Genomic DNA, 26,540 nt, shown 5'->3' with positions numbered 1-26,540 from the left:
CACACCTCGGAAGGCTACGACGGGGGTCTGACATTCCAGGCGGCGATCACCGGCCGCCCGTGCTCCGTGCCCAGCCGGCACAGCGTGCCAGTACCCAGCTGGAACAGCGCCCCGTGCGACGCGGGAAGCCCCAGGTGCCGCGCGGTCAGCACCCGCAGGAAGTGGCCGTGCGCCACCAGCACCACACACCCCTCGGTGTTGGCGAACGCGGCCTCCACCCGCGCCAGCACCCGGTCGGCCCGCTCGCCGACCTCCTCGGGCGTCTCCCCGGGACGCTCCGGCGGCCCGGGGGCGACCCCGTCCGTGAACAGGAACCAGTCCGGCCGGCTCCGGTGGATCTCGACGGTCGTGATCCCCTCGTACCCGCCGTAGTCCCACTCGTGCAGGTCCGGATCGACGCGCACCTCGTCCCGCAGCCCGATCAGCTCGGCGGTCTCCCGGGCCCGCTGGAAGGGACTGACGAACGCGGCCCCGATGCGGTGCGACCGGATCAACGGCACCAGGCTCCGCGCCTGCTCCCGCCCGTGCTCGGTCAGCGGGACGTCCGTGAGCCCGGTGTGCCGCCCGGACCGCGACCACTCGGTCTCACCGTGCCGGACCAGAAAGAGATCACCCATGGCTCCAGGCTACGGCGGGGGTTGCGTCTCCTACTGCCGGTACCCGCCCAGGAACCGCCCGATCCGCCCGATGGCCGCCTCCAGGTCCTCCGCGTGGGGCAGCGTCAGGATGCGGAAGTGGTCCGGGCTCGGCCAGTTGAAGCCCGTGCCCTGGACGACCTGGATCTTCTCGCGCAGGAGCAGGTCCAGGACGAAGCGCTCGTCGTCGTGGATCGCGTGCACCTTCGGGTCGATGCGCGGGAAGGCGTACAGCGCGCCCTTGGGCTTGACGCAGGAAACACCCGGGATCTCGTTCAGCTTCTCCCAGGCCACGTCCCGCTGTTCGCGCAGGCGCCCGCCCGGCGCGGTCAGCTCGCGGATGGACTGCCGGCCGCCGAGGGCCGCCTGGATGGCGTACTGGGCGGGCGCGTTGGCGCACAGCCGCATGGAGGCCAGCATGGTCAGGCCCTCCAGGTAGTCCTTCGCGTGCTGCTTCGGGCCCGTGACCACGAGCCACCCGGAGCGGAAGCCCGCCACCCGGTACGTCTTGGACAGGCCGCAGAAGGTGAGGACGACCAGGTCGGGGGCGAGGGCGGCGGCCGAGTGGTGGACGGCGTCGTCGTAGAGGATCTGGTCGTAGATCTCGTCGGCGAAGACCATCAGACCGTGCCGGCGGGCGAGGTCGAGGATGCCCTCGACGATCTCCTTGGGGTAGACCGCGCCGGTGGGGTTGTTGGGGTTGATGATGACGACCGCCTTGGTGCGGTCGGTGATCTTCGACTCCATGTCGGCCAGGTCCGGGTACCAGTCCGCCTGCTCGTCGCACAGGTAGTGGACCGCCTTGCCGCCCGCGAGCGTGGTCACCGCCGTCCAGAGGGGGAAGTCGGGGGCGGGGACCAGTACCTCGTCGCCGTCCTCCAGCAGCGCCTGTACGGCCATGGAGACCAGCTCGGACACGCCGTTGCCGAGGAAGACGTCGTCCACGTCCACCTCCAGACCGAGCGCCTGGTACCGCTGGGCGACGGCCCGGCGGGCGGACAGGACGCCGCGCGAGTCGGTGTAGCCGTGCGCCTGCGGGAGCATCCGGATCATGTCCTGGAGGATCTCCTCCGGCGCCTCGAAGCCGAAGAGCGCCGGGTTGCCGGTGTTCAGGCGCAGCACGCTGTGCCCCGCCTCCTCCAGCGCGTTGGCGTGCTCGATCACCGGGCCGCGGATCTCGTAACAGACCTCGCTGAGCTTGTTCGACTGCCGGAACTCCATGCGCCGCTACCCCTCCGGAATCTGGTGTTGCTTGGTTTTACCAAGTGGCAGCTTGGAAAGTCCAACAACTTGTCTACACTGCGTCGCATGTCACCTCGTCCTCGCCGAAGCTACGACCAGTACTGTTCCGCCGCCCGCGCCCTCGACGCCGTCGGCGACCGCTGGACCCTGCTGATCGTCCGCGAGCTGCTGGCCGGTCCGCGGCGCTACACCGACCTGCACGCCGACCTGCCCGGCGTCAGCACGGACGTACTCGCCTCACGGCTGAAGGACATGGAGCGCGAAGGGCTGGCGACCCGGCGCCGGCTGCCCCCGCCCGGAGCGGCGTACGTCTACGAACTCACCGGGCGCGGCACCGGATTGCTGCCGGTGCTGGAGGCGCTCGGCGCGTGGGGCGCCCGCGAACTGGGGGAACGGCGGCCCACGGACGCCGTCCGGGCGCACTGGTTCGCGCTGCCCCTGCGGCGGGCGCTGCGGGAGGCCGGGGCGGGGGAGGGGGTCGTCGAAGTCAGACTGGAGGAAGGGACCTTCCACCTCTGCGCCGGTGACGGGGCGGAGGGGCCGGTGTACGGCGACGGACCCGCCCCCGGGGAGCCCGACGCACGGCTCGTGCTGGACGCCGGGACCTGCGCGGACCTCTGCCGCGGGGAGATCTCCCTGCGGGACGCGGTGCGCGACGGCCGCGTCGGAGTCACCGGCGAGGGCGCGGTGGCGAAGGCGCTCAGGGAGGCGTGAGACGGCGGAAGGCCCGCCGCGAGGCGGGCCTTCCACGGACGTGACGGACGTTCAGGCGCCCGGCGGCACCCGCGACGGCCGTCCCCGCCCGCGCGTCAGCGCGTAGCCGCCGACGCCCGCGAGCGCGGCCAGCACACCGCCGATCCCGGTCCACACCCACCGGTCGGACCACCAGCCGGAGGACCAGCCGTCCTCGGGCTCGATCGCGGACAGCACCGCGCCGCGGTCCTCCTCGGCCTCGTCCGCACCGGACTTCATCGCGACGCCCGGCACCAGCGGCTCGGACAGCGAACCGTCCACCGCCGCCGCGCCGCCCATGTCCTTCGAGCCGACCTCGATCTCGGCGCCCACCCGGACGCCGAGGTCGGAGGTGGGCAGGTCCACGACGGTCAGCCGGACGTAGTACGTGCCCGGCAGCGGGTCGTTCGCCCACGGCTCGGACCAGGCGCGGACGGTGCGCAGCACGCAGGCCAGCTCCACGGAGGAGGCGTCCGCCGCCGCGGTGCGGGTCTGGGCGCCCCACTGGCAGGCCTGGCGCCGGCGCAGACCGTCGTACACGTCGACCCGCCAGGTCTGGGCCGCGTGCGTCTCGGGCAGCTTCACCGTGGTCCGCACCGTGGGACGCTGGCCGGCGTCGGCCGGGAACGACCAGTACAGGTAGTCGCCGGCGGCACCGTTCGCGGTCGCACGCTGCCCCTGCTCGATCTCGGTCGCCGTCCGGAAGGAGGTGCCCGCCGTCGTGGGCGCGTCACCGTCCCCGGACGGGTCCGCGGCGGGCGAGGAGTCGGCCGCCGCCGGGGTCGCGGCGAGGCCCAGCAGCACAGCGGCGGCACTCAGGGCTCGTACGGCACGCACAGTTCTTCCAGCACGCATCAGTTGGTCCTCCAGACCGCGAACCGCCAGCGCGACAGCCAGCCCCACAGCAGACCGGCGAGGAAACCGGCGAGCACCAGCACGCCGAGCAGCCACCAGCCGCGCCCGAGACCGAACGAGGCCACGTCGTCGGCGTCGCCGGGACCGTCCACGACGTCGACGGTCAGCTCCAGCGGCAGCCCCGGCGTGGTCTTCACACCGGCGGCGACGGAGAAGGAGTTGGTGACCTGGAGGCACACGGCCTCGGCCGCCGGCTTGTCCCCGTCCGCCTCGTCGCCCTCCGCCTTCGGATACCGCAGACCGGTCGAGATCACGTCCGTACGGCCGTTGCCCGCGGCCTCACCGCGCACGATCTCCCGGCCGTGCACCGTCACCGCCCGCAGCAGCACGCCGTGGGACGGATTGACGGCACGGTCCGCGCCGACGCTCACCGAGGCGCGCAGCTCCTGTCCCGGCAGCACGTCCACCCGGTACCAGCGCTCCTGGCCGAACTCCTCGCGGTCGGTGTACAGCCCCGACTCCAGCGTCGGCGCCTTCGCGCAGGAGCCGGCGCCCTCGGTGGGCACCGGCGTCACCACGGGGTCGGCCGCGCGGTCCACCAACTGGTTGACCCGGTCCGTGAGTTCGTCGGTGTGCTCGACGGAGGTGTACGTCCCGCCGGTCGCCTCGGCGATGCAGCTGAGCTGCTGCCGCATCTTGGCGTTGGGGACCAGGCCGAGCGTGTCGATGGTCAGCCCGATGCCCTTCGCGGCGATCTCGCGCGCCACCTCGCACGGGTCGAGCGGGGCGCAGGTGTCCTCGCCGTCGCTGATCAGCACGATCCGCTTGGAACCGTCACCGCCCTCGAGGTCGTCGGCCGCCGCGAGCAGCGCGGGGCCGATCGGCGTCCAGCCGGTGGGCGACAGGGTCGCCACCGCGGTCTTGGCCTCGGTGCGGTCCAGCGGGCCCACCGGGTAGAGCCGCGCGGTGTCCTTGCAGCCCCGCTTGCGGTCGTCGCCCGGGTAGTCGGCGCCCAGCGTCCGGATGCCCAGCTCCACCTCCCCGGGCGTCGCGTCGAGCACCTCGTTGAACGCCTGCTTCGCCGCGGCCATCCGCGTCCCGCCGTCTATGTCCCGGGTCCGCATCGACCCACTGACGTCGAGCACGAGATTGACCTTCGGTGCGTCCTCGCCCGTGGGTTCACCGGCGGCCGCGCCGGACGGGAACGCCAACCCCGCCGTCAGCGCGGCGAGCAGGGCACAGGCACCCGCCGCCAGCCGTGTTCTTGTGATCATCGGCGGATCTTATTGATCAGTGGTGCCGGGTTCCAAAACGAGACCGCGAGGACGCCCCGACTTCATCCCCAGTGCAGCGGATTGGGCAGCCGGGCCCAGAGGTCCCCGCCGCTCTCCGGTGAAGTGCGCATCAGTGTCAGCGCCTTGACGGGCAGCGGCTCCTCGCACAGCGCCACGACGTCCGGTGTGCGCGGCAGTTCGCGCACCGCCCCCGCCAGCGCCTCCCGCAGCGCCGGACCGGATCCCACGGTCGCCGCCAGCGCTCCACCCACCAGCGAACCGAACAGCTTGCGGCGCAGCACCTCCGGGTCGTCCGTGAGCATCCGCGGCGGCAGCTCGGGGGCCGGGACGCCGTGCCGCGCCAGGCGTGCCGGGCTCACCCTGATGTCGGCGAGGTCGCGGTAGACCAGGCGCAGGGGCTCGCCCGCCCGGTCCAGCACGACCAGCAGGTTCTGGCCGTGCGCCTCCAGGGCCACGCCCAGCTCCAGGGCGCGCAGTCCGACGGTGAGCGCGAGCCGGGCGAAGGCGGCCGGCCAGCCGGGGCGGCGGGGCAGCCCGGTGGTGGCCAGGGCGGCCACCGGAACGACGCGCTCGTCGGCGCTCGCGTACACCTCGGGCGACTCGCGCAGCACGGCGGCCAGGTCGGGGGAGTGGGCGGTGGCCGCCCCGAGGGTGCGGGTCATGTGGAGCAGGCCGTCCGTACGCGCCGCCAGCGCCTCCCCGAAGGCCGACAGGGTCGCCGACGCGGCGATCGAGGCGACCGAGATGTCCCGCACGGAGGAGGTGAGCCGGGCGCTGAGCGCCGTCTTGACGTGCGGTCCGCCGGGCACGGCGAGCGTACGCAGGGACATCAGCGGGCGGGCGGCGATCCGCTCCTCGCACGGTCGCTTCAGCACGTGCGCCGCCTGCCACGGATGCACCGGGACCAGCACCCTCGCCCCGTCCCGCAGGTCCGTCGGCCACACCCCCGTCACCAGGCACCCGGAGCCCGGCACGGGCACCAGTCCCAGCCCCACCACCGGCCGGTGCTCGGGCCCGTACGCGAGCTGGTCCGCCACCGAGAAGCCCGGACGGGAACGGCAGCCCGGGTGGTAGGGATGCCCGTCCACCACCCGCTGCTCCCAGGACCAGTCATGTTCCGGCCACTCGTCCGGGTGATTCTCCGGGGCTGTCCGCGACAGCGCCAACGACGCGACGCTGTGCCCGAGTTCCGCCGCGAACCCCGCCGAGTGCGGCACGGCGAGGTCCGTCGTCAGCCGCGCCGGATCGTCGTAGGGCACGTCGTCGAGGCGTACGACGCCGACGTACGCGTCCGTCCGGTACGGGTCGGCTGCCGGACCGGCCAGCCGGCGGCCGTCCCGCAGGCGCAGGACGAGCCCGTCGCGCACGGCGTCCCGGCCCCTGACCCACGGCAGCGGTTCATGGGCGAACGCACGCCACAACCGGGTCAGTACCGCCGCGCGGGCGCCGGGCAGCCCGGCCGTGAACCCGGGCAGCAGACCGGGACGCACGACGGCCAGTTCGTCGGCGACCTCTGCCTCCGCGGTGGGGGGACGATGCACGGGCGGGCTCCTCGGGTACGAGTAGGAGGTCACGGCACGGGGACGACGAAGGACATGGCGACAGACATACTGATCGTCTCCGCCTCTCCGCCATGGACAAACCGTAGGGAACGAGTGGAACGCGTGGATTTCCTGCCCCCGCCCACCGGCGCCGACGCCGCCACACGGGACATCACCGGACACGCCGGCGCCGCCCCGAGCGTGGCCGAACTCGCCGACGCCTACGCGATGGTGCCACTGCTCAACTGCCTGCTGCGCGAGGTGGCCGAACCCCTGCCGAACCCCGGCCCCCGGCCCGTGTACCGGCTGCCCGGCGGCCGACTGCTGCGAGTGCGCGCGGGCCGCCGCCCCGCCGATCCGGAGGTCGCCACGGCGGCGGGCGGCTGGCACCCGGTCGGCCACACCACGCTGGTGAAACTCGTCGCCGAGGAGCTGCGCCACCACACCGGCCTGCCCAACCACGAACTGCCCACCGAGATCACCGACAGCCGCGACACGGTGGCCGCCCTGCTCACGGCCCGCGCCCGCGCCACCCCGCCCCAGGACCCCTACCTCCGCTCCGAACAGGCCCTCCTCACCGGCCACACCCACCACCCGGCCCCCAAGGCGCGCGGTGGGGGCCCGCACGCCGCCTGGCTGCCGTACGCGCCCGAGGCGCACGCCCGCTTCCCGCTGACCCTGCTCGCCGTGCGCGAGGACACGGTCGTCGAGGAGGGCGACACCACCCCCCTCGACGCCCTGGCCGACGCCCCGCCCGGCTACCGGCTGCTCCCGGCCCACCCCTGGCAGCTCGACCTGACCGCGGGCACCCTCGCCCCCGCCTTCGCCGACGGCCGCCTCCTCCGCCTCGGCACGACCGGCGGCTTCGTCTGGCCGACGGCCGCGATCCGCACGGTCTACGCCCCCGACCCCGATCTCTTCCTCAAGTTCAGCCTCGACGTACGCATCACCAATGACATCCGCCGCCTGTGGCGCCACGACCTGCTGAAGCTGCGCCGCACCGACACCGCCGTCATCGAGGCCTTCGACGCCATCGGCCCACCGGCCGCCTGGCTCGCCGACCGCGGCTACCGGACGGCGGACTTCGCCTTCGAGGAGTTGGCCGTCGTGGTCCGCGACGGCCTGCGGGACCGCGTCCTGCCGGGCGCCACCCCGCTGCTCGCCGCCGCACTCGCCGAGGGCTTCGAGGGCAGCCCCCTGGAGGCCGCCACCGACCCGGCGGCCTGGTGGGAGGCGTACCTCGCGGCCGTCGTCCCGCCCGTCCTGACTGCCTTCGCCGAGGACGGGGTCGTCCTGGAGGCGCACCTGCAGAACACCCTGGTCGCCGTGGACGCGGCCGGTACGCCGGTGCAGGCCCTGTTCCGCGACGCGGAGGGCGTCAAGCTGCTGCCGGACACCTCGCGGACGGCCGGGTGGGAGCGGCTGGTGTACTGCCTCGTCGTCAACCACCTCATGGAGATCGCCGCCGCCCTGGCCGAACACCACTCGGGGTTCGATCCCTGGCCCGCCGCCCGCCGCGCCCTGGCCCGCCACACCGACCTGCCGGAGATCCCGTCCCTCCTCACCGCACCCACCCTCCCCGCCAAGACCAACCTCCTGCTCCGCTGGACCGGCGCGGACGGGGCCGACGCGCGGTACCGGCCACTGGCCAATCCTTTGCGGAGGGCGTGAACGTCAGTGGCCGGTCGTGTACGTGAGGAAACGGGTCCACGCCGCCGGGGAGACGGCGAGCTGGTCGCCCTGGCGCACCTTGGAGTCCCGGACGTGGACGGTGCCGGGACAGGCGGCGACCTCGACGCAGTCGCCCTCGCTTCCGCTGCTGTAGCTGGACTTGTGCCACGTCATCGCCACTTCGACGCAGCTGTCGCCTTGGGAGCCGCTGTAACTGCTCTTGAACCAGGCCAGTCCGGACGTGTTCATAGCGCTCCTCGCATTCGCTTCAACAGGCCCACGGAGTCCTCGGGGGTCAGGGCCTGTGAACGCATCTTGGCATAGCGCTGGTGGAGCACGCTGATAGCCTTACGATCGGTGATCAGCCGCCCGTTCTTCTGTCCCTCCGAGTAACCGAACCACTGGTTGTCCGGCGTCTCCGCCAACTGCATCGGGCCGTCCAACCCCGCGTGCACCGGCTGGCGCAGGGGCATCAGTTGGAACTCCACGTTCCAGTGCCGCTCGACCACGCCCAGCAGGTGGTCGTACAGCTCGCGCGTCACCTCCTGGCCGCCCGTGCCGCGCTCCAGGACCGCCTGCTCCACGATGAAGCTGAACGCCGTCGGAGGGTTCCGGCTCGTCGCCAGGAGTTCGTGCCGGGCCATGCGGGCCGTGATCCGGTCGTTCATCTCCTTCTCGGCGGGCAGTGGCGGCACGCTGAACGACACCACCCGCGCATACCCCTCCGTCTGCAACAGCCCCGGCACCACCCGGCACTCATACGTGTACAGACTCACCGCCTCCGCCTCGAACCGCGCCCACTGCCGGAACCAGCTCGCCAGCCCCGGCTGCCGTGACAGATGCCGTGCCGCACCCCGCAGCGCCCCGAACGCGTCGAGAACCTCCTCCGCGCGCTCCACGAAATCCACCGGCGGAAACCGCCGCCCCTGCTCGATCGACGCCACCGTCGGCACCGAGTACCGCACCTGCGGCGCGAACTCCTCCTGCGTCAGCCCTGCCCGTTTGCGGAACGCCTTGAGGACCTCCCCGAAGGTCCTGAGACTGTCCGACCGCTCCGGTTCCCCGCCCCCGCAAGGCGCATCCGCGCCACCCGCACCGTCCGACATCCAGGGCACCTCCCACACGTACACCCACTCGGGCAAACCCACCGAACGGGCCCATGGTCACGGATGGTTACCCCTACCGTCCACTGTCCGTACCCGTACGCTGACCCTGCGTACCGGTCGCCGAGCTGGTGAGCGGTCGTCGCCGCAGGTGGGATGGGCGGCATGAGAGCAGCTTCCACCCCCCGACTCCCGGTCACCGCGCGTGTGTTCGTGCAGCGGTTCAGCTCCACCCCGCGCGGTGCACGACTGGCCCGGCATCTCGCCCTGCACCGCCTGGACGCGTGGGGCGTCCCCTACGGCTCGCCGGTCTCCGACACGGCCGCGGTGCTGGTCGCGGAGCTGGCGGCGAACGCCGTGACGCACGGGCGGGTGCCGGGGCGGGACATCGAGGTGCGGCTGCGGCTGGACGCGTACACGCTGCGGATCGACGTGTCCGACAGCAGGGGGGAGAGGCGGCCGCGCGGGCCGGAGAGCACGGCCGCGGTGACGCCGGAGGCCGAGCGCGGCCGGGGTCTGCTGCTCGTGGACGCGCTCGCCGACCGGTGGGGCGTGTTCGACCGCGTACCCGTCGGCAAGACGGTCCGCGCGGAGCTGGACCTGCCGCTCCGGTGAGCGGCGGGGCCCCGCCCCGTGTGGCCGGCGTGCATATGCTCGCCCCATGCTCACCGAAGTCACCGCCACCCGCTACATCGAGCCCCTGCGCACCGGCGGCTCCGTCCCCGGCGTCGTGGAGGCCGACGACCTCGGCACCTACGTGCTGAAGTTCACCGGCTCCGCGCAGGGCCGCAAGGCGCTGGTCGCCGAGGTGATCGTGGGTGAGCTGGCCCGGGAGCTGGGGCTGCGGGTGCCGGAGCTGGTGCTCGCGCACTTCGACCCGGCGATCGGCGCCGGCGAACCGCACCAGGAGGTGCGGGACCTGCTGGACGCCAGCGCGGGGCTCAACCTCGGCATGGACTACCTGTCGGGCGGCGCCGACCTCACGCCCGAGCTGGCCGAGGTGTTCCCGGTGGACGCGGCGGAGGCCGGGCGCGTGGTCTGGCTGGACGCGCTCACCGTCAACGTCGACCGCACGGTGCACAGCTCCAACCTGATGGTCTGGCCCACCTCCGGCACGGTGCCCCCGAGGCTGTGGCTGATCGACCACGGCGCGGCGCTGGTCTTCCACCACCGCTGGGGCGCGTCCCCGCCCGAGAAGGCGTACGATTTCCGCCACCACGCCCTCGGCCACTACGCGCCCGATGTCCGGGCCGCCGACGCCGAACTGGCGCCGAAGGTGACGGAGGAGCTATTGCGCGAGGTGGTGGGGCGGGTGCCGGAGGGCTGGCTGACCTGCGAGGCGGGTCTGGACACGCCGGACGAGGTGCGTGCCGCCTACGTCGAGTACCTGCTCACCCGCGCCCGCGCCTCCCGGCAGTGGCTGCCCACCGGGTTCCCGACCCGCGAGGAACTCGCCGCCGAGAACGCCGCCCGCGCGGAGCGCACCCGGCGCGGCCGTCCCGACTGGCTCAAGCGCGTCCCCGACCTGCACGGCAAGCCGCCCGCCGAGCAGGACTGGTCCGTGCACCTGGGCTGAACGCACGACCGCGCCCCCGGTGCTGTGCGGTACCGGGGGCGCGGTCGTGCCGTATGAGGCGTCAGCCCTTCAGCTGCTCGTACGCCGGCAGCGTCAGGAAGTCGGCGTAGTCCTCGTCGAGCGAGACGGTCAGCAGCAGGTCGTGGGCCTGCTGCCAGTTGCCGGCCGCGAAGGCCTCGTCGCCGATCTCGGCGCGGATGTTGGCCAGTTCCTCGGCGGCGACCTTGCGGGCCAGCTCGGCGGTGACCCGCTCGCCGTTGTCGAGGACGACGCCCGCGTTGATCCACTGCCAGATCTGCGAGCGGGAGATCTCGGCGGTGGCCGCGTCCTCCATCAGGTTGAAGATGGCGACGGCGCCCAGGCCGCGCAGCCAGGCCTCGATGTAGCGGATGCCGACCTGGACGGCGTTGACCAGGCCCGCGTACGTCGGCTTGGCGTCGAGGGAGTCGATGGCGATCAGGTCGGCCGCCTTGACGTCGACGTCCTCGCGCAGACGGTCCTTCTGGTTCGGCTTGTCGCCGAGGACCTTGTCGAAGGACTCCATGGCGATCGGGACCAGGTCGGGGTGGGCCACCCAGGAGCCGTCGAAGCCGTCGCCGGCCTCGCGGTCCTTGTCGGCGCGGACCTTCTCGAAGGCCACCTTGTTGACCTCGGCGTCGCGGCGCGAGGGGATGAAGGCAGCCATGCCGCCGATCGCGTGCGCGCCGCGCTTGTGGCAGGTGCGGACGAGGAGTTCGGTGTACGCGCGCATGAACGGGGCGGTCATCGTCACCGCGTTGCGGTCCGGAAGGACGAACTTCTCGCCGCCGTCACGGAAGTTCTTGACGATGGAGAAGAGGTAGTCCCAGCGGCCGGCGTTCAGGCCGGAGGCGTGATCGCGCAGCTCGTAGAGAATCTCCTCCATCTCGTACGCGGCCGTGATCGTCTCGATCAGGACGGTGGCGCGGACGGTGCCCTGCGGGATGCCGACGTAGTCCTGCGCGAAGACGAAGACCTCGTTCCAGAGGCGGGCCTCCAGGTGCGACTCGGTCTTGGGCAGGTAGAAGTACGGGCCCTTGCCGAGGTCCAGCAGGCGCTGGGCGTTGTGGAAGAAGTAGAGGCCGAAGTCGACCAGGGCGCCGGGGACCGGGCGGCCGTCGACCTGGAGGTGGCGCTCGTCGAGGTGCCAGCCGCGGGGGCGCATGACGACCGTCGCCAGCTCCTCGGCCGGGCGCAGCGCGTACGACTTGCCGGTGCGCTCGTCGGTGAAGTCGATGGTGCGGGTGTAGGCGGAGGCCAGGTTGAGCTGGCCCAGGACGACGTTCTCCCAGGTCGGGGCGGAGGCGTCCTCGAAGTCCGCGAGCCAGACCTTCGCGCCCGAGTTCAGGGCGTTGATGGTCATCTTGCGGTCCGTGGGGCCGGTGATCTCGACGCGGCGGTCCTGGAGCGCGTCCGGAGCGGGGGCCACCTTCCAGGAGTCGTCAGCGCGGATCGCGGCGGTCTCCGGGAGGAAGTCGAGCGTGGAGGTGCGGGCGATCTCGGCGCGGCGCTCCGCTCGGCGGGCGAGGAGCTCGTCACGCCGGGGCGTGAACCGCCGGTGCAGCTCGGCCACGAAGGCGAGCGCCGCATCGGTGAGGACCTCCTCCTGCCGGGGCAGGGGCTCGGCGTCGACGATGGCCAGCGTGGACGGCGCTGGTGCGGACATGAGCTGTCACTTCCTTCAGCGGTGGCACCGGGTGCCAGGGGGCGCGTATGGGGGCATAGCGCACTCGCTGTGCGGTCGAGTGCTTCTGGTCAGTGGATAGTAGTTTCCTCATCGTGGAACTTCAATGGTTTGTTGATGTCGAGATTCTCTGAGTCGAGGGACAGTGGCGCCCAGTGCCACACCCCTCACTCAAGGTGGCGCAGGTCGGCCTCGGTGTCGATGTCGTACGGCCGTGAGACGTCCCCGCACTCGACGAGCGTGATCCGCGCCTCGTGTTCCCTCAGATAGGCGCGTGCCCCCCGGTCGCCGGTGGCACTCGCCATGACGCCCGGCCAGTGATCGGCGCCGAGGAGGACGGGGTGGCCGCGCGCGCCCGCGTACGCCGCCGACACGAGGGAGGCTCCGTCCCGGAATCCGCCGCGCACCCGGGCCATCGCCTCGGCGCCGATGCCGGGCTGGTCCACCAGTGAGACCAGGGCGGCCCGCGCTCCCGTCCCGGCGAGGGAGGCGAGTCCGGCGCGCAGCGACGACCCCATGCCCTGCTCCCAGTCCGGGTTCTCCACGACCACGCAGCCGTCGAGCGCCGCCCGCTCGCGTACGGCGTCGGCGCGCGCCCCCAGAACCACGTGCACGCGGGCGCAACCGGCGGCGCGCAATGATGCGATCGCATGTTCGACGAGTGGGTGTCCGCGGTGTTCGAGCAAGGCCTTGGGCCGTCCGCCGAGCCGCCGCCCGCCTCCGGCGGCGAGCAGCAGCCCCGCCACCTGCTCTTCGGTCTCCGTCATGCGTCCTGCATACCTGACGGTCCGCCGAACCCCGCGATCCGAACAGGGATTTCGGAGGCTGAATTTCGGCCCGCGCGGTGGCGCGTTCGGCAGGGGGTGGCGTTTACTGGCCCGCGTCCCCGGCGCCCGACCAGTGTCAGGGGGCGCTCGGCACGTTCACCACTAAGGGGCGCACAACGGGGTGCGAGGGGGAGGGCTGTGTTGCGAAGCTTGGGGCAGGGGCAGGTGACCGTTGGCGACGAGGACGTGAGGGTGGTCGCGTTGCGCACCGCGGTGGCGCGGCTGCGCCGCCAACTCGCCGTGCTGCCCGCCGACTTCCCGGACCGGGCGATCGCCGAGGACGAACTCGCCGACCTCGCCGCGATGACGGCGCACGGTGTGCCGGAGGTGCCGCGGCTGCACCGCTCCCTGCTCCTGATAGCGGGCGCGATCGGCTCCGTCAGCGCCCTGTCGCGGGGGCTGACGGAGGTCCGTCACGCCGTGGAACTCTTCGGGGACCCGCCGCATCGCTGATCGGCGGGTCGCGGACTACGCCGCGGGGTTGCCGTTCGAGGTCAGCAGGGCCTCGGACAGTTCCGCCGCCACCTGCTGGAGCAGCGGCACCATCCGCTCGGTCGCGGCCTCGGTGACCCGGCCGGCCGGACCGGAGATGGAGATCGCGGCGGCGGTGGGGGAGTCGGGCACGGAGACGGCCAGGCAGCGGACTCCGATCTCCTGCTCGTTGTCGTCGATCGCGTAGCCCTGGCGCCGCACCTCCTCCAGTGCCGCGATGAAGCCGTCCGGCGTGGTGATCGTCTTCTCGGTCGCGGCGGGCATGCCGGTGCGACCGAGCAGGGCCCGCACCTCGTCCGCCGGGAAGTCCGCGAGCAGCGCCTTGCCGACGCCGGTGGAGTGCGGCAGGACGCGCCGGCCGACCTCGGTGAACATGCGCATCGAGTGCTTGGACGGCACCTGGGCGACGTACACGATCTCGTCGCCGTCGAGCAGCGCCATGTTCGCCGTCTCGCCGGTCTCCTCGACCAGGCGGGCCAGGTGCGGGCGTGCCCAGGTGCCGAGCAGCCGGGAGGCCGACTCGCCGAGCCGGATCAGGCGCGGACCGAGCGCGTACCGGCGGTTGGGCTGCTGGCGTACGTAGCCGCAGGCCACGAGGGTGCGCATCAGGCGGTGGATGGTCGGCAGCGGCAGGCCGCTGCTCGCGGAGAGCTCGCTGAGGCCGACCTCGCCGCCCGCGTCCGCCATCCGTTCGAGCAGGTCGAAGGCGCGTTCCAGGGACTGGACGCCACCTGTGGCGGACCTGGCGGAGTCGGTGGTGCTGGCGCTGGACGTCGGCACGGCACGTTCCTTTCGGGGCTGGCGGGAGGAAAGAAGCGTACCCGGCAGCCGGTTGACTACCGGCTTGTACGTAGCTACGTTCTGCTTGCTGGAATTCTAATTCCGCTTTGTGGAAACGTCCAGGGTTGAGCCGTGGGCATGCCCGCCCAAAGGGTGCCTCTTGACGGCGCGGAGGCGGGAATGAAGACTCCTTCGACAGGAGGCTTCAACAGAACGTTGAAAAACCAGGCGGCAGAAAGAGGGGTTTCGGGTGTCCGGAGCTGAACTGGTGCTGCGCTCGACGCGCGTCATCACCCCCGAGGGGACACGTGCCGCGTCGATCGCGGTGACCGGGGAGAAGATCACGGCGGTCCTGCCGTACGACGCCCCCGTCCCGGACGGCGCCCGGCTGGAGGACGTGGGCGACCACGTCGTACTGCCCGGACTGGTCGACACCCACGTGCACGTGAACGACCCCGGCCGCACCGAGTGGGAGGGCTTCTGGACCGCCACCCGCGCCGCGGCGGCCGGCGGCATCACCACCCTCGTCGACATGCCGCTGAACTCGATCCCGCCGACCACCACGGTCGACAACCTGCGCACCAAGCGCGAGGTCGCCGCCGACAAGGCCCACATCGACGTCGGCTTCTGGGGCGGCGCGCTGCCCGACAACGTCAAGGACCTGCGTCCGCTGCACGAGGCCGGGGTCTTCGGCTTCAAGGCGTTCCTGTCCCCGTCGGGCGTGGACGAGTTCCCGCACCTCGACCAGGAGCAGCTCGCCCGGTCGCTCGCGGAGATCGCCGCCTTCGACGGCCTGCTGATCGTGCACGCCGAGGACCCGCACCACCTGGCCGCGGCCCCGCAGCAGGGCGGCCCGAAGTACTCCCACTTCCTCGCCAGCCGCCCGCGCGACGCCGAGGACACCGCGATCGCGACCCTGCTGGCGCAGGCCAAGCGGTTCAACGCCCGCGTGCACGTCCTGCACCTCTCCTCCAGCGACGCCCTGCCGCTGATAGCCGAGGCCCGCGCCGACGGCGTCAAGGTGACGGTCGAGACCTGCCCGCACTACCTCACCCTCACGGCCGAGGAAGTTCCGGACGGCGCCAGCGAGTTCAAGTGCTGCCCGCCCATCCGCGAGGCCGCCAACCAGGACCTGCTGTGGCAGGCGCTCGTCGACGGCACCATCGACTGCGTGGTCACCGACCACTCGCCGTCCACCGCCGACCTGAAGACCGGCGACTTCGCCACCGCCTGGGGCGGCATCGCAGGCCTCCAGCTCAGCCTGCCGGCGATGTGGACCAAGGCCCGCGAGCGCGGCCTCGGCCTGGAGGACGTCGTGCGCTGGATGTCCGTGAACACGGCCCGCCAGGTCGGCCTCGACGGGCGCAAGGGCGCCATCGCCGCCGGCCACGACGCCGACTTCGCCGTCCTCGCCCCCGACGAGACCTTCACCGTCGACCCGGCCGCCCTCCAGCACCGCAACCGCGTCACCGCGTACGCGGGCAAGACCCTGCACGGCGTCGTGAAGTCCACCTGGCTGCGCGGAGCGCGCATCGTGGCGGACGGCGCGTTCACCGACCCGAAGGGACAGCTCCTCAACCGGACCCCCTGACAGGCGTCCGGACCTGCCCCAACACACACTCGAACGACCCCGGAAGGAACACCTGATCACCGTGACGGCCCAGCAGAACACCTCGTTGGCCAGCTTCACCGGAGACGCGAACCCCTACGGAGGCGGCGACCCGTACGCGGACTACCGCACCGCCGACCTCCCCGTCACCCAGTACGCCAACCTTGCCGACCGGCAGCTCGGCGCGGGTGTCGTCGCCGCCAACGACGAGTTCTTCGCCCAGCGCGAGAACCTGCTGGTGCCCGAGCGCGCCGAGTTCGACCCCGAGCACTTCGGGCACAAGGGCAAGGTCATGGACGGCTGGGAGACCCGCCGCCGGCGCGGTGTCTCGGCCGAGCACCCCTGGCCCACCGAGGACGACCACGACTGGGCGCTGATCCGCCTCGGCGCCCCCGGCGTGATCCGCGGCATCGTCGTCGACACCGCCCACTTCCGCGGCAACTACCCGCAGGCCGTCTCCGTCGAGGGCACCTCGGTCGCCGGCTCCCCGTCGCCCGAGGAGCTGCTCGCGGACGACGTGAAGTGGACGACCCTCGTCCCGCGCACCGCGGTCGGCGGCCACGCGGCCAACGGGTTCGCCGTCTCCGCCGAGCAGCGCTTCACCCACCTGCGCCTCAAGCAGCACCCCGACGGCGGCATCGCCCGCCTGCGCGTCTACGGCGAGGTCGTGCCCGACCCGGCGTGGCTCGCCGCCCTCGGCACCTTCGACGTGGTCGCCCTGGAGAACGGCGGCCAGGTCGAGGACGCCTCCAACCTCTTCTACTCGCCGGCCACCAACACCATCCAGCCGGGCCGCTCCCGCAAGATGGACGACGGCTGGGAGACCCGCCGCCGCCGCGACCAGGGCAACGACTGGATCAGCTACCGGCTGGTGGACCGCGTCCAGATCCGCGCGATCGAGATCGACACGGCGTACCTGAAGGGCAACTCGGCGGGCTGGGCCTCGGTGTCCGTGAAGGACGGCGAGTCCGGCGAGTGGCGCGAGGTCCTGCCGCGCACCCGCATGCAGCCCGACACCAACCACCGCTTCGTCCTGCCCGAGGCGGCCGTCGGCACCCACGCGCGCGTGGACATCTTCCCCGACGGCGGCATCTCCCGCCTGCGCCTGTTCGGCTCCCTGACCGAGGACGGCGCGGCCCACCTCGCCGCCCGCCACCAGGAGCTGGGCGGCTGACCCGCCCTTTGGACCCGTGGGGCGCGCCCGGCCTGGACAGCACCGGCGCGCCCCACGCGCATGACCACACGACGAACGCCACCGGTCCGGCGCCAACGCCGCGCGCATCAGCGGGCCGGTCCGGTGGCTGATTCCCCGTACCGTCGGCGCGGGGCCGGGTGGCCCGCCGTCCGTGGGGCCGGCCCGGGACCGGGTGACCGTCGCGCGGGTCCTCGGCGTCGGCTGATGGCTGCCGTGCGGTCGGTGTCGAGGTGGCTGCCGTCCCTGCCGCCGGTGTCGGCCGGGTGGCCGTACGGCCCCGGAGGACCGCCCGGGCGAGCGGCCGTAGGAGTCGGCGCGGGCCGGGCGGCGGCCGATCGCGGCGTCAGGCGGGGTGGCCCCCGGCCGCGCCGCCGGTGCCGGGCCGGGACACCGGTCGCCCCGCACCCTCGGCGTCAGGCGGCGTGGCCGCCGTCCACCGCGAACTCCGCCCCGGTGACGTACGCGGCCGACGCCAGGTGGGCGACGGTCGCCGCGACCTCCTCGGCCCTGCCGAAGCGGCCCAGCGCCGTCAGTGCCGCCTGGGCGTCGGCGTAGGGGCCGTCGGCCGGGTTCATGTCGGTGTCGACGGGCCCGGGGTGGACGATGTTCGCGGTGATGCCGCGCCCGCCCAGTTCACGGGCCAGTGCCTTGGTCAGCCCGACCAGCGCCGCCTTGCTCATCGCGTACAGCGTCCCGCCGGGGCCCGGCACCCGCAGGGCCATGCAGCTGCCGACGGTGATGATCCGCCCGCCCTCCGTCATGAGGGCGGCCGCCGCCCGCGCGGTGAGGAAGACGCCCCGCACATTGACGGCCAGCACCCGGTCCACATCGGCGACCGTGAAGCCCTCGACGGGGCCGAGCAGCCCGACGCCCGCGTTGTTGACCAGCACGTCGAGCCGGCCCAGCGCGTCGGCGGCTCGCTCCACCGCCTCCGTCGCCTCCTCCGCGTCGGCACAGTCGGCGCGCAGGGCCACCGCCCGGCGGCCCAGGGCCTCGACGGCCCGGACGACGTCGTCGGCCGCGTCCTTGCGGTTCACATAGGTCAGGGCCACGTCGGCGCCCTCCCGCGCCAGCCGCAGCGCGGTCGCCGCGCCGATACCGCGGCTGCCGCCGGTCACCAGGGCCGCCCGGCCGGCCAGCGGCGCCGGCGCGTGGCGGGAAGGGTTCGGGTTCGTGTTCGCACTTGTGTTCATGGCCCCATCCCACCGGCCCGGCGCGCCTGACGCTGGCGGCGAACGGACACGGACCTGGTGCGGGGACCGCCGCTGCCGTGTGAACACCCCGAAAACACATATGACCTCCCGGGAAACTCCATCACCTTGTCATTGACATGCCACTGTCTACGCGCGTCATCATGAGGTCATGCGATTCCCCCCACGCGTCGCTCGGTTCGGCGCAGCAGCCGCAGTCCTGTCCGCCCTCCTTGTTGGCGGCACCGTCTCCGCGACCACGGCCGGCGCCGCCCCCGCCGCGGTCGGCGACATCTGCTACAGCGATCTGCCCTCCCAGGCCCACGACACGCTCGACCTGATCGCGCAGGGCGGCCCCTACCCGTTCGAGCAGGACGGCACCGTCTTCCAGAACCGGGAGGGCATCCTCCCCGGCCAGTCCACCGGCTACTACCACGAGTACACCGTGATCACGCCGGGCTCGGACACGCGGGGCGCCCGCCGCATCGTCACCGGTGAGGACTACCAGGAGGACTACTACACGGCCGACCACTACGCCTCGTTCGACCTCGTCGACCACGGCTGCTGAGGGCGGCGGCCACCGCTGGTCCGGGGGTACGGCTCACCCGGATCTGTGGCGCTCGGCGGCGGCGAACAGCGCGCCGCCGAGCGCGAGCAGCGCGATGCTCGCGTACACCTCGTAGCCGTCGAGGAAGCCGATCCGCTGCACCAGGCCCCAGTTCCAGTCGGTGAACTCGTGCACCAGGCCCGCAACGCCCTGGATCACGGCCATCAGACCCAGAAACTCCAGCAATTCCTTCATGCCCCGACCCTCGCCCCGCGGTCCCCCCACACACATCGGCCGCGGGGCGAGTCCTGCCCGCTGGAAGGCGACGTCGTGCGTGCCGCGGCGCGTCGAAAGTCGCCGGTTCCGCGACTTTGGTCGACGATCCCGTTCGCCCGGCCGTCCAGACCTCGGCTTCTGCGTAGATTTGTCGACTGTGAACAGTGACAAGCAGGCTACGGCGACCCCGGCGTTCGTCAAGCGGCGCTGGGTGCTGCCGGCGGCGCTGGTCGAGGACCTGTACCCGGAACCGCGGTGCCCGGGTGGCAGGCCCCGGCGCACCGCGCGGGACTGGTTCGTCGACTTCGCCTGCTTCCTTCTGGCGGTCACCATCGGTCTGCTCGCCGCCGACGTGCTGGACGAGGAGCCGAACCTGTCGCCCGCCATGGCCGTCGCCGACCAGGTGATCGGTGCCCTGGCCTGCGCCGCCGTCTGGCTCCGCCGCAGGTGGCCGGTGGGGCTGGCCGCGGCGATGGTGCCCGTCTCGCTGGTCTCGGCCACCGCGGGCGGCGCCGTCCTCGCCTCCCTGTTCACGCTCGCCGTGCACCGTCCCTTCCGGTACGTGGCCTGGATCGGCGGCGCGAGCGTCGCCCTGACGCCCCTGTACTACTGGATGCGCCCGGAGCCCGAGCTGCCCTACCTGGCGTCGCTCCTCATGGCCACACTGCTCGCCGTCACGGTCATCGGTTGGGGCCTGCTCGTCCGTTCCAAGCGCCAGCTCCTGCTCAGCCTGCGCGACCGTGCCCGGCACGCCGAGGCGGAGGCCGGGTTGCGGGCCGAACAGGCCCAGCGGCTCGCCCGCGAGGCGATCGCGCGCGAGATGCACGACGTGCTCGCCCACCGGCTGACGCTGCTCAGCGTGCACGCGGGCGCCCTGGAGTTCCGGCCCGACGCGTCCCGAGAGGAGGTGGCGCGGGCGGCCGGCGTCATCCGGGAGAGCGCGCACGAGGCCCTCCAGGACCTGCGGGAGATCATCGGCGTCCTGCGCGCGGGGGAGTCCGACGACGCGGGCCGCCCCCAGCCGACGCTCGGCGCACTGGACGCGCTGGTCGCCGAATGCCGCCAGGCCGGCATGAAGGTCACCCTCGCGAGCGGCGTTCCCGACCCCGCCGCCGTCCCGGCCTCCGTCGGCCGCACCGCCTACCGCATCGCCCAGGAGGCCCTGACCAACGCGCGCAAGCACGCGCCCGGCACGGAGGTCACCGTCTCGGTCGCCGGAGCACCGGGAGACGGCCTCGCGCTCACCGTGCGCAACACCCCGCCCAAGGGGGTCATCCCCGATGTACCCGGATCCGGGCAAGGACTGATCGGGCTCACCGAGCGTGCCACGCTCGCGGGCGGCACCCTGGAGCACGGCCCGACCCCCGGGGGCGGCTTCGAGGTGCGGGCGCGGCTGCCGTGGGGATGAGCCGGGCAGCCGAGGGCCAAGGGCGTTGTCCACAGCACCCCGAGTCGTCCACAGGACCAAGTCGGCCGCCCGCAGCCATGATTACGTTGGCGCCATGACTGCGATCAGACTGCTCCTCGTCGACGACGACCCGCTGGTGCGGGCCGGACTCTCCTTCATGCTGGGGGGCGCCGAGGACGTGGAGATCGTCGGCGAGGCCGCCGACGGCGGCCAGGTCGCGGAACTCGTCGACCGCACCCGCCCCGACGTCGTCCTCATGGACATCCGCATGCCGGGGGTGGACGGCCTCACGGCCACCGAGCGGCTGCGGGGCCGCCCGGACGCCCCGCAGGTCGTCGTCCTCACCACCTTCCACGCGGACGAGCAGGTGCTGCGGGCCCTGCGGGCCGGCGCCGCCGGCTTCGTGCTGAAGGACACCCCGCCCGCGGAGATCCTCGACGCGGTGCGCAGGGTCGCGGCCGGCGACCCGGTCCTCTCACCCGCGGTGACCCGGCGACTGATGGAGCACGCCGCGGGCGGGTCCGCCGACACCAGACGCACACGCGCGCGTCAACGCCTCGACATCCTCAACGACCGCGAACGCGAGGTCGCCGTCGCGGTCGGCCGGGGGCTGGCCAACGCCGCGATCGCGGCGGAGCTGTTCATGAGCGTGGCCACCGTCAAGACCCACGTCTCCCGCATCCTCGCCAAACTCGACCTCGGCAACCGGGTGCAGATCGCGCTGCTGACGTACGACGCAGGCCTCCTGGACGACTTCGAGGAATAGGGCGAATGCGGCGAATGCGACGAAGGCGGGCGCTGAACGGGCGGGGCGGCCCTCCGGAGTGTGTACGGGCGGCTCACCCCGGTACCGAGGACGCGGCCGCCTCGACCTCCGCCGGCCGCACCGGCCGGCGCTCGCGCCGGGAGAGGTCGCACGCCTCGGCGATCAGCAGCGCCCGCAGCGCCTCGCGCCCGTCGCACGGGTTGGCCCGCTCCCCGCGCACCACCTCCACGAAGGCCGCCAGTTCCGCCTCGTAGGCGGGACCGAAGCGTTCCACGAACCCGGTCCACGGCTTGTCCGCGGCCGGCGGCCCGGTCGGCTCCGTCGAGGCGATCGGCGTACGGTCGTCCAGCCCGACGACGATCTGGTCCAGCTCGCCGGCCAGCTCCATGCGCACGTCGTACCCCGCGCCGTTCAGCCGCGTCGCGGTCACCGTGGCGAGCGTGCCGTCGTCCAGCGTCAGCAGCGCCGCGCCGGTGTCCACGTCGTCGGCCGCCCGGAACATCGGCGGGCCGGCGTCGGACCCGCCGGCGTACACGTCGACGACCTCCCGCCCGGTCACCCAGCGCAGCACGTCGAAGTCGTGGATGAGCGTGTCCCGGTAGAGCCCGCCGGACTGCGGCAGGTACGCGGCCGGCGGCGGCACCTGGTCGCTGGTCAGCGCGCGGACGGTGTGCAGCCGGCCCAGCCGCCCGGACCGCACCGCCTCCCGCGCGCCCGTGTAGCCGGCGTCGAAGCGCCGCTGGAAGCCCATCTGCAGGATCGTCCCGGCGGCCTCCACCTCCGAGATCGCCTGCAGCGTGCCCGGCACGTCCAGCGCGATGGGCTTCTCGCAGAACACCGGCAGCCCCGAGCGCGCCGCCCGGCCGATCAGTTCGGCGTGGGCCGGCGTCGCCGTCGTGATCACCACGGCGTCCACGCCCCACCGGAAGATCTCGTCCACGCCGGGCGCCGCCGTCTCGCCGAGCCGGTGGGCCAGATCCTGGGCCCGCGCCAGGTCGGCGTCGGTGAGGATCAGGGACCCGACGTCCCGGTGGCGGCTGAGCGTGTTGGCGTGAACGGTGCCGATACGGCCCGTACCGATGACCCCGATGCGCATGGAATCAAAGTGGGCTCACAGCCCGCACCCTGTCAATGCGTATGTCCGGACAACCGAACTACACAACTTCCCGTCATCAGCGCACAGAGCTACGCTCGGGCCCGTGCCGAAACCAGAAGTGGACCCGACCGTGTCGCTGGACCTCAGCGTGGACCGCAGCAGCCCCGTGCCGCTGTACTTCCAGCTGTCGCAGCAGCTCGAGGCGGCGATCGAGCACGGCGAGCTGACCCCCGGCAGCCTGCTGGGCAACGAGATCGAGCTCGCCGCACGGCTCGGCCTGTCCCGGCCCACGGTCCGGCAGGCCATCCAGTCGCTGGTCGACAAGGGCCTGCTGGTGCGCCGCCGGGGCGTCGGCACCCAGGTCGTGCACAGCAAGGTCAAGCGCCCGCTGGAACTGAGCAGCCTCTACGACGACCTGGAGGCGGCGGGACAGCGTCCGGCCACGAAAGTCCTGGTCAACACGGTCGTCCCCGCGACCGCCGAGGTCGCCGCCGCGCTCGGCGTCGCCGAGGAGAGCGACGTGCACCGCGTCGAGCGGCTGCGGCTGGCGCACGGGGAGCCGATGGCCTACCTGTGCAACCACCTGCCGCCCGGCCTCGTCGACCTGGACACCGGGCAGCTGGAGGCCACCGGCCTGTACCGGCTGATGCGGGCCGCCGGCATCACCCTGCACAGCGCCCGCCAGTCCATCGGCGCCCGCGCCGCGACCGCGGACGAGGCCGAGCGGCTCGGCGAGCGCGAGGGCGCGCCGCTGCTGACCATGGAGCGCATCACGTTCGACGACACGGGGCGCGCCGTCGAGTTCGGCACCCACACCTACCGGCCGTCCCGATACTCCTTCGAGTTCCAGCTGCTCGTACGCTCCTGACCCGCGCCGTCCGGGAGCCCGCCGGCGCCCAGCGGCTCGCCGTGCGGGTTCGTCGCAATGTCCGGACAATGTGACCGACGTCTGCTCCCCGGCGCCGGGCGCTCGTTCGCCATGTCGGACAATGGGGCGTTTGTGGTTTCCGGAGCCCGGTCGGGCTGCCGCGGGACCCGGCACGCACAGCACGGCACAGCAAGAAGGGCACGGCCTCGTGGCACGGTTTCGGACATGGGTGGGCATCGCGCTGGCAGGGGCACTGTCGCTGTCCCTGGCCGGCTGCAGCAGCACGGGAGGCAAGCGCGCCGAGGACGCCCGCAAGGCCGCGTCGGCCCAGGGGAAGGCCGCGGTCGACACACCCCGCTGGACCTTCGCCATGATCACTCACTCGGGTGACGGCGACACCTTCTGGGACATCGTCCAGAGCGGCGCCGAGCAGGCCGCCGTGAAGGACAACATCAACTTCCTGTACTCCCACGACGACGAGGCGCAGCAGCAGGCGCAGCTCGTGAACGCGGCCATCGACAAGAAGGTCGACGGGATCATCGTCACCCTCGCAAAGCCCGCCGCGATGAAGTCCGCCCTGGACCGCGCACGCAAGGCGAACATCCCGGTGATCACCGTGAACTCCGGCTCGGCGGAGTCCAAGGAGTTCGGCGCCCTCACCCACGTCGGCCAGGACGAGACCATCGCCGGTGAGGCGGTCGGTGAGGAGCTGAACGAGCGGGGACGCGAGAAGGCGATCTGCGTCCTGCACGAGCAGGGCAACGTCGGCCACGAGCAGCGCTGCGACGGCGTGGAGAAGACCTTCGACGGCACGGTCCAGCGGCTCTACGTCAACGGCACCAGCATGCCGGACGTGCAGTCCGCCATCGAGGCCAAGCTCCAGACCGACAAGTCCGTCGACGCCGTCGTCACCCTCGGCGCGCCCTACGCCGACACCGCCGTGAAGGCCAAGCAGGGTGCGGGCAGCAAGGCCGAGATCGACACCTTCGACCTCAACGCGAAGGTGGCCGCCGGACTGGAGGACGGCTCCCTCGGCTTCGCCGTCGACCAGCAGCCCTACCTCCAGGGCTACGAGGCGGTCGACCTGCTGTGGCTGTACAAGTACAACGCCGACGTCCTCGGTGGCGGCCGGCCGGTGCTCACCGGGCCGCAGATCATCACCAAGGACGACGCGGCCGAGCTGGCCGACTACACCAGGCGGGGCACCCGATGAGCGCCGCACAGGTCAAGGACGCCGACACCGACGAAAGGATTCTGCGCGCTTCTCCGCTGCGGAAACTCCTCGGCCGTCCCGAGCTGGGCTCCGTCGTCGGCGCGATCGCGGTCTTCGTCTTCTTCGCCTTCTTCGCCGACAGCTTCCTGCGCGCCACCAGCCTCAGCACGGTGCTCTACGCCGCCTCGACGATCGGCATCATGGCCGTCCCGGTGGCGCTGCTGATGATCGGCGGCGAGTTCGACCTGTCCGCGGGCGTCATGGTCACCTCGTCGGCGCTGGTGTCCTCGATGTTCAGCTACCAGATGACCGCCAACGTCTGGGTCGGCGTCGGCGTCTCCCTGCTGGTCACCCTGGGCATCGGCGCCTTCAACGGCTTCATGCTCACCCGCACCGGGCTGCCCAGCTTCATCATCACGCTGGGTACCTTCCTCATGCTGACCGGCATGAACCTGGGCTTCACCAAGCTCATCGACGGCACCGTCTCCACCAAGACGATCGCCGACATGGAGGGCTTCGACTCCGCCCGCGAGGTCTTCGCCTCCACGGTCACCGTCGGCGGCGTGGGCTTCAAGGTCACCATCCTCTGGTGGCTCGCCCTGGTCGCCGTCGCCAGCTGGATCCTGCTGCGCACCCGTGCCGGCAACTGGATCTTCGCGGTCGGCGGCAACAAGGACGCCGCCCGCGCGGTGGGTGTCCCGGTCACCAAGACCAAGATCGGCCTCTACATGGGCGTCGGCCTCGGCGCCTGGATCGCGGGCCAGCACCTGCTGTTCTCCTATGACGTCGTCCAGTCCGGCGAGGGCGTGGGCAACGAGCTGATCTACATCATCGCGGCCGTCATCGGCGGCTGTCTGATCACCGGCGGCTACGGCAGCGCGGTCGGATCGGCGGTCGGCGCGTTCATCTTCGGCATGACCAGCAAGGGCATCGTCTTCGCCGAGTGGAACCCCGACTGGTTCAAGTTCTTCCTCGGAGCGATGCTGCTCCTCGCGACCCTGCTCAACGCCTGGGTCCGCAAGCGCGCGGAGGCTACCAAGTGACGCAGACCGAAAGCCGCGCGGCGCTCGTCGAGCTGTCCGGCGTCAGCAAGAACTACGGCAACGTCCGCGCCCTCGAAGGGGTGTCCCTGGAGGTCCACGCCGGTGAGATCACCTGCGTGCTGGGCGACAACGGTGCCGGCAAGTCGACGCTCATCAAGATCATCTCCGGTCTGCACCAGCACGACGGCGGCACGCTCGCACTGGACGGTGAGGAGACCCGCCTCTCCTCCCCGCGCGAGGCACTGGACCGCGGCATCGCCACCGTCTACCAGGACCTGGCCGTCGTCCCGCTCATGCCGGTCTGGCGCAACTTCTTCCTCGGCTCCGAGCCGCGCAAGGGTGTGGCGCCCTTCAAGCGCATGGACGTCGACCACATGCGCCGCACCACCCGCGCGGAGCTCCTGCGCATGGGCATCGACCTGCGCGACGTGGACCAGCCCATCGGCACCCTCTCCGGCGGCGAGCGCCAGTGCGTGGCGATCGCCCGCGCGGTGCACTTCGGCGCGAAGGTGCTGGTGCTGGACGAACCGACGGCGGCGCTGGGCGTGAAGCAGTCCGGAGTCGTGCTGAAGTACGTGGCGGCGGCGCGCGACCAGGGCCTGGGTGTCGTCCTCATCACCCACAACCCGCACCACGCGTACTTGGTGGGGGACCGGTTCGTGCTGCTGAAGCGGGGGGCGATGGTGGCCAACCACACCCGTGACGAAGTCAGCCTGGACGAGCTGACGAGGCAGATGGCAGGCGGAACGGAGCTGGACGATCTACGCCACGAGCTGCAGCGCACCCAGGGGCGCGGGGAACTGCGCGAGTAACCACGACGCACCCGCACCCGGCGACGAACCGAGCCCCCCACCCCCTGTCCCATTCGGCACCCGGCA

The 26,540-nt window shown here is 72.4% G+C and carries 27 protein-coding genes; 14 read left to right on the top strand and 13 right to left on the bottom strand.

From position 1 onward, the window contains the following. Positions 1 to 14 precede the first annotated feature (14 nt). Positions 15 to 617, bottom strand: coding sequence for a histidine phosphatase family protein (locus ACFW47_RS32725; protein ID WP_386276324.1), 603 nt, complete (start codon positions 615 to 617; stop codon positions 15 to 17). A 30-nt stretch (positions 618 to 647) separates the two neighbouring features. After that, positions 648 to 1,856: a pyridoxal phosphate-dependent aminotransferase gene (locus ACFW47_RS32720; RefSeq protein ID WP_386307992.1), complete on the bottom strand. Its 1,209-nt coding sequence runs from the start codon at positions 1,854 to 1,856 to the stop codon at positions 648 to 650. An 87-nt stretch (positions 1,857 to 1,943) separates the two neighbouring features. Here ACFW47_RS32720 and ACFW47_RS32715 point away from each other — a divergent pair, with 87 nt between their 5' ends. Continuing rightward, positions 1,944 to 2,591 carry a winged helix-turn-helix transcriptional regulator gene (locus ACFW47_RS32715; protein WP_386276321.1) on the top strand — a complete coding sequence of 216 codons (648 nt, stop codon included), beginning with the start codon at positions 1,944 to 1,946 and terminating at the stop codon, positions 2,589 to 2,591. 51 nt (positions 2,592 to 2,642) lie between these two features. Here ACFW47_RS32715 and ACFW47_RS32710 read toward each other — a convergent pair whose 3' ends face one another. From ACFW47_RS32710 to ACFW47_RS32700, 3 genes are all read right to left on the bottom strand, one after another. Then, positions 2,643 to 3,464: a hypothetical protein gene (locus ACFW47_RS32710; RefSeq protein WP_386307991.1), complete on the bottom strand. Its 822-nt coding sequence runs from the start codon at positions 3,462 to 3,464 to the stop codon at positions 2,643 to 2,645. Further along, positions 3,464 to 4,738, bottom strand: a complete 1,275-nt coding sequence (locus ACFW47_RS32705; protein WP_386307990.1) for a VWA domain-containing protein — start codon at positions 4,736 to 4,738, stop codon at positions 3,464 to 3,466. The genes ACFW47_RS32710 and ACFW47_RS32705 overlap by 1 nt, the downstream gene beginning before the upstream one ends. A 62-nt stretch (positions 4,739 to 4,800) precedes the next feature. Then, positions 4,801 to 6,300 carry an IucA/IucC family protein gene (locus tag ACFW47_RS32700; protein WP_386307988.1) on the bottom strand — a complete coding sequence of 500 codons (1,500 nt, stop codon included), beginning with the start codon at positions 6,298 to 6,300 and terminating at the stop codon, positions 4,801 to 4,803. Positions 6,301 to 6,414: 114 nt separating this feature from the next. Between ACFW47_RS32700 and ACFW47_RS32695 the strand changes: the two genes are divergently transcribed. After that, positions 6,415 to 7,971 carry an IucA/IucC family protein gene (locus tag ACFW47_RS32695; RefSeq protein WP_386307986.1) on the top strand — a complete coding sequence of 519 codons (1,557 nt, stop codon included), beginning with the start codon at positions 6,415 to 6,417 and terminating at the stop codon, positions 7,969 to 7,971. A 3-nt stretch (positions 7,972 to 7,974) separates the two neighbouring features. On the opposite strand, the gene ACFW47_RS32690 is transcribed toward ACFW47_RS32695, so the two are convergent. Both ACFW47_RS32690 and ACFW47_RS32685 read right to left on the bottom strand, forming a co-directional pair. Continuing rightward, complete coding sequence (locus tag ACFW47_RS32690) at positions 7,975 to 8,220, bottom strand: DUF397 domain-containing protein (protein ID WP_386307984.1); 246 nt, start codon at positions 8,218 to 8,220, stop codon at positions 7,975 to 7,977. Further along, positions 8,217 to 9,077, bottom strand: coding sequence for a Scr1 family TA system antitoxin-like transcriptional regulator (locus ACFW47_RS32685; protein ID WP_386307983.1), 861 nt, complete (start codon positions 9,075 to 9,077; stop codon positions 8,217 to 8,219). Before ACFW47_RS32685 ends, ACFW47_RS32690 begins: the two co-directional genes overlap by 4 nt. Positions 9,078 to 9,239: 162 nt before the next feature. On the opposite strand from ACFW47_RS32685, the gene ACFW47_RS32680 reads away from it, so the two are divergent. Both ACFW47_RS32680 and ACFW47_RS32675 read left to right on the top strand, forming a co-directional pair. Then, positions 9,240 to 9,689, top strand: coding sequence for an ATP-binding protein (locus tag ACFW47_RS32680; protein ID WP_386307981.1), 450 nt, complete (start codon positions 9,240 to 9,242; stop codon positions 9,687 to 9,689). A 46-nt stretch (positions 9,690 to 9,735) separates the two neighbouring features. Further along, positions 9,736 to 10,650: a HipA family kinase gene (locus ACFW47_RS32675; RefSeq protein WP_386276313.1), complete on the top strand. Its 915-nt coding sequence runs from the start codon at positions 9,736 to 9,738 to the stop codon at positions 10,648 to 10,650. 61 nt (positions 10,651 to 10,711) lie between these two features. On the opposite strand, the gene aceB is transcribed toward ACFW47_RS32675, so the two are convergent. After that, positions 10,712 to 12,334, bottom strand: coding sequence for a malate synthase A (aceB, locus tag ACFW47_RS32670; protein ID WP_383275068.1), 1,623 nt, complete (start codon positions 12,332 to 12,334; stop codon positions 10,712 to 10,714). Between the two features lie 185 nt (positions 12,335 to 12,519). Next, on the bottom strand, positions 12,520 to 13,119 hold the full coding sequence (locus tag ACFW47_RS32665; RefSeq protein WP_386276312.1) for an NTP transferase domain-containing protein: 600 nt from the start codon (positions 13,117 to 13,119) through the stop codon (positions 12,520 to 12,522). Between the two features lie 198 nt (positions 13,120 to 13,317). On the opposite strand from ACFW47_RS32665, the gene ACFW47_RS32660 reads away from it, so the two are divergent. Beyond that, positions 13,318 to 13,632, top strand: a complete 315-nt coding sequence (locus ACFW47_RS32660; protein ID WP_386276311.1) for a DUF5955 family protein — start codon at positions 13,318 to 13,320, stop codon at positions 13,630 to 13,632. A gap of 15 nt (positions 13,633 to 13,647) precedes the next feature. Here ACFW47_RS32660 and allR read toward each other — a convergent pair whose 3' ends face one another. After that, positions 13,648 to 14,451, bottom strand: coding sequence for an allantoin degradation transcriptional regulator AllR (gene allR, locus ACFW47_RS32655; protein WP_386276310.1), 804 nt, complete (start codon positions 14,449 to 14,451; stop codon positions 13,648 to 13,650). A 250-nt stretch (positions 14,452 to 14,701) separates the two neighbouring features. Between allR and allB the strand changes: the two genes are divergently transcribed. Both allB and alc read left to right on the top strand, forming a co-directional pair. Continuing rightward, positions 14,702 to 16,042, top strand: a complete 1,341-nt coding sequence (gene allB, locus ACFW47_RS32650; protein ID WP_386307979.1) for an allantoinase AllB — start codon at positions 14,702 to 14,704, stop codon at positions 16,040 to 16,042. A gap of 61 nt (positions 16,043 to 16,103) precedes the next feature. Continuing rightward, the gene (gene alc / locus ACFW47_RS32645; protein WP_386307978.1) at positions 16,104 to 17,234 is read left to right on the top strand and encodes an allantoicase; all 1,131 of its coding nucleotides are present in this window, start codon (positions 16,104 to 16,106) and stop codon (positions 17,232 to 17,234) included. A 434-nt stretch (positions 17,235 to 17,668) separates the two neighbouring features. Here alc and ACFW47_RS32640 read toward each other — a convergent pair whose 3' ends face one another. Beyond that, a complete protein-coding gene (locus ACFW47_RS32640; RefSeq protein WP_386307977.1) occupies positions 17,669 to 18,448 on the bottom strand; it encodes an SDR family oxidoreductase in 780 nt (259 codons plus the stop codon). A gap of 169 nt (positions 18,449 to 18,617) precedes the next feature. Between ACFW47_RS32640 and ACFW47_RS32635 the strand changes: the two genes are divergently transcribed. After that, positions 18,618 to 19,013 (top strand): ribonuclease domain-containing protein, encoded by a 396-nt coding sequence (locus tag ACFW47_RS32635; RefSeq protein WP_386307975.1) that lies wholly within the window; start codon positions 18,618 to 18,620, stop codon positions 19,011 to 19,013. A 33-nt stretch (positions 19,014 to 19,046) separates the two neighbouring features. On the opposite strand, the gene ACFW47_RS32630 is transcribed toward ACFW47_RS32635, so the two are convergent. Beyond that, positions 19,047 to 19,247 (bottom strand): hypothetical protein, encoded by a 201-nt coding sequence (locus tag ACFW47_RS32630; protein WP_383275044.1) that lies wholly within the window; start codon positions 19,245 to 19,247, stop codon positions 19,047 to 19,049. Between the two features lie 178 nt (positions 19,248 to 19,425). On the opposite strand from ACFW47_RS32630, the gene ACFW47_RS32625 reads away from it, so the two are divergent. Together ACFW47_RS32625 and ACFW47_RS32620 are read left to right on the top strand one after the other, a co-directional pair. Continuing rightward, entirely contained in the window at positions 19,426 to 20,676 is a 1,251-nt protein-coding gene (locus tag ACFW47_RS32625; RefSeq protein WP_386307974.1) for a sensor histidine kinase, read from the top strand. A 94-nt stretch (positions 20,677 to 20,770) separates the two neighbouring features. Continuing rightward, a complete protein-coding gene (locus ACFW47_RS32620; RefSeq protein WP_386276301.1) occupies positions 20,771 to 21,442 on the top strand; it encodes a response regulator in 672 nt (223 codons plus the stop codon). Between the two features lie 73 nt (positions 21,443 to 21,515). Here the strand turns inward: ACFW47_RS32620 and ACFW47_RS32615 are convergent, their stop codons facing one another. Then, positions 21,516 to 22,538 (bottom strand): Gfo/Idh/MocA family oxidoreductase, encoded by a 1,023-nt coding sequence (locus ACFW47_RS32615; protein WP_386276300.1) that lies wholly within the window; start codon positions 22,536 to 22,538, stop codon positions 21,516 to 21,518. A gap of 130 nt (positions 22,539 to 22,668) precedes the next feature. On the opposite strand from ACFW47_RS32615, the gene ACFW47_RS32610 reads away from it, so the two are divergent. From ACFW47_RS32610 to ACFW47_RS32595, 4 genes are all read left to right on the top strand, one after another. Continuing rightward, entirely contained in the window at positions 22,669 to 23,406 is a 738-nt protein-coding gene (locus ACFW47_RS32610) for a myo-inositol degradation transcriptional regulator (protein WP_386277179.1), read from the top strand. A gap of 208 nt (positions 23,407 to 23,614) precedes the next feature. After that, positions 23,615 to 24,619 (top strand): sugar ABC transporter substrate-binding protein, encoded by a 1,005-nt coding sequence (locus ACFW47_RS32605; protein WP_386276299.1) that lies wholly within the window; start codon positions 23,615 to 23,617, stop codon positions 24,617 to 24,619. Further along, a complete protein-coding gene (locus tag ACFW47_RS32600) occupies positions 24,616 to 25,662 on the top strand; it encodes an ABC transporter permease (protein WP_386276298.1) in 1,047 nt (348 codons plus the stop codon). Before ACFW47_RS32605 ends, ACFW47_RS32600 begins: the two co-directional genes overlap by 4 nt. After that, positions 25,659 to 26,474, top strand: a complete 816-nt coding sequence (locus ACFW47_RS32595) for an ATP-binding cassette domain-containing protein (protein ID WP_386276297.1) — start codon at positions 25,659 to 25,661, stop codon at positions 26,472 to 26,474. Before ACFW47_RS32600 ends, ACFW47_RS32595 begins: the two co-directional genes overlap by 4 nt. Positions 26,475 to 26,540 lie beyond the last annotated feature (66 nt).

Origin of the sequence: Streptomyces sp. NPDC058796 (assembly GCF_042745235.1) — a bacterium.
GTDB lineage: Bacteria > Actinomycetota > Actinomycetes > Streptomycetales > Streptomycetaceae > Streptomyces.
The sequence above is the reverse complement of the archived record's forward strand: the minus strand, read 5'-3'. Positions and strand labels throughout refer to the sequence as shown.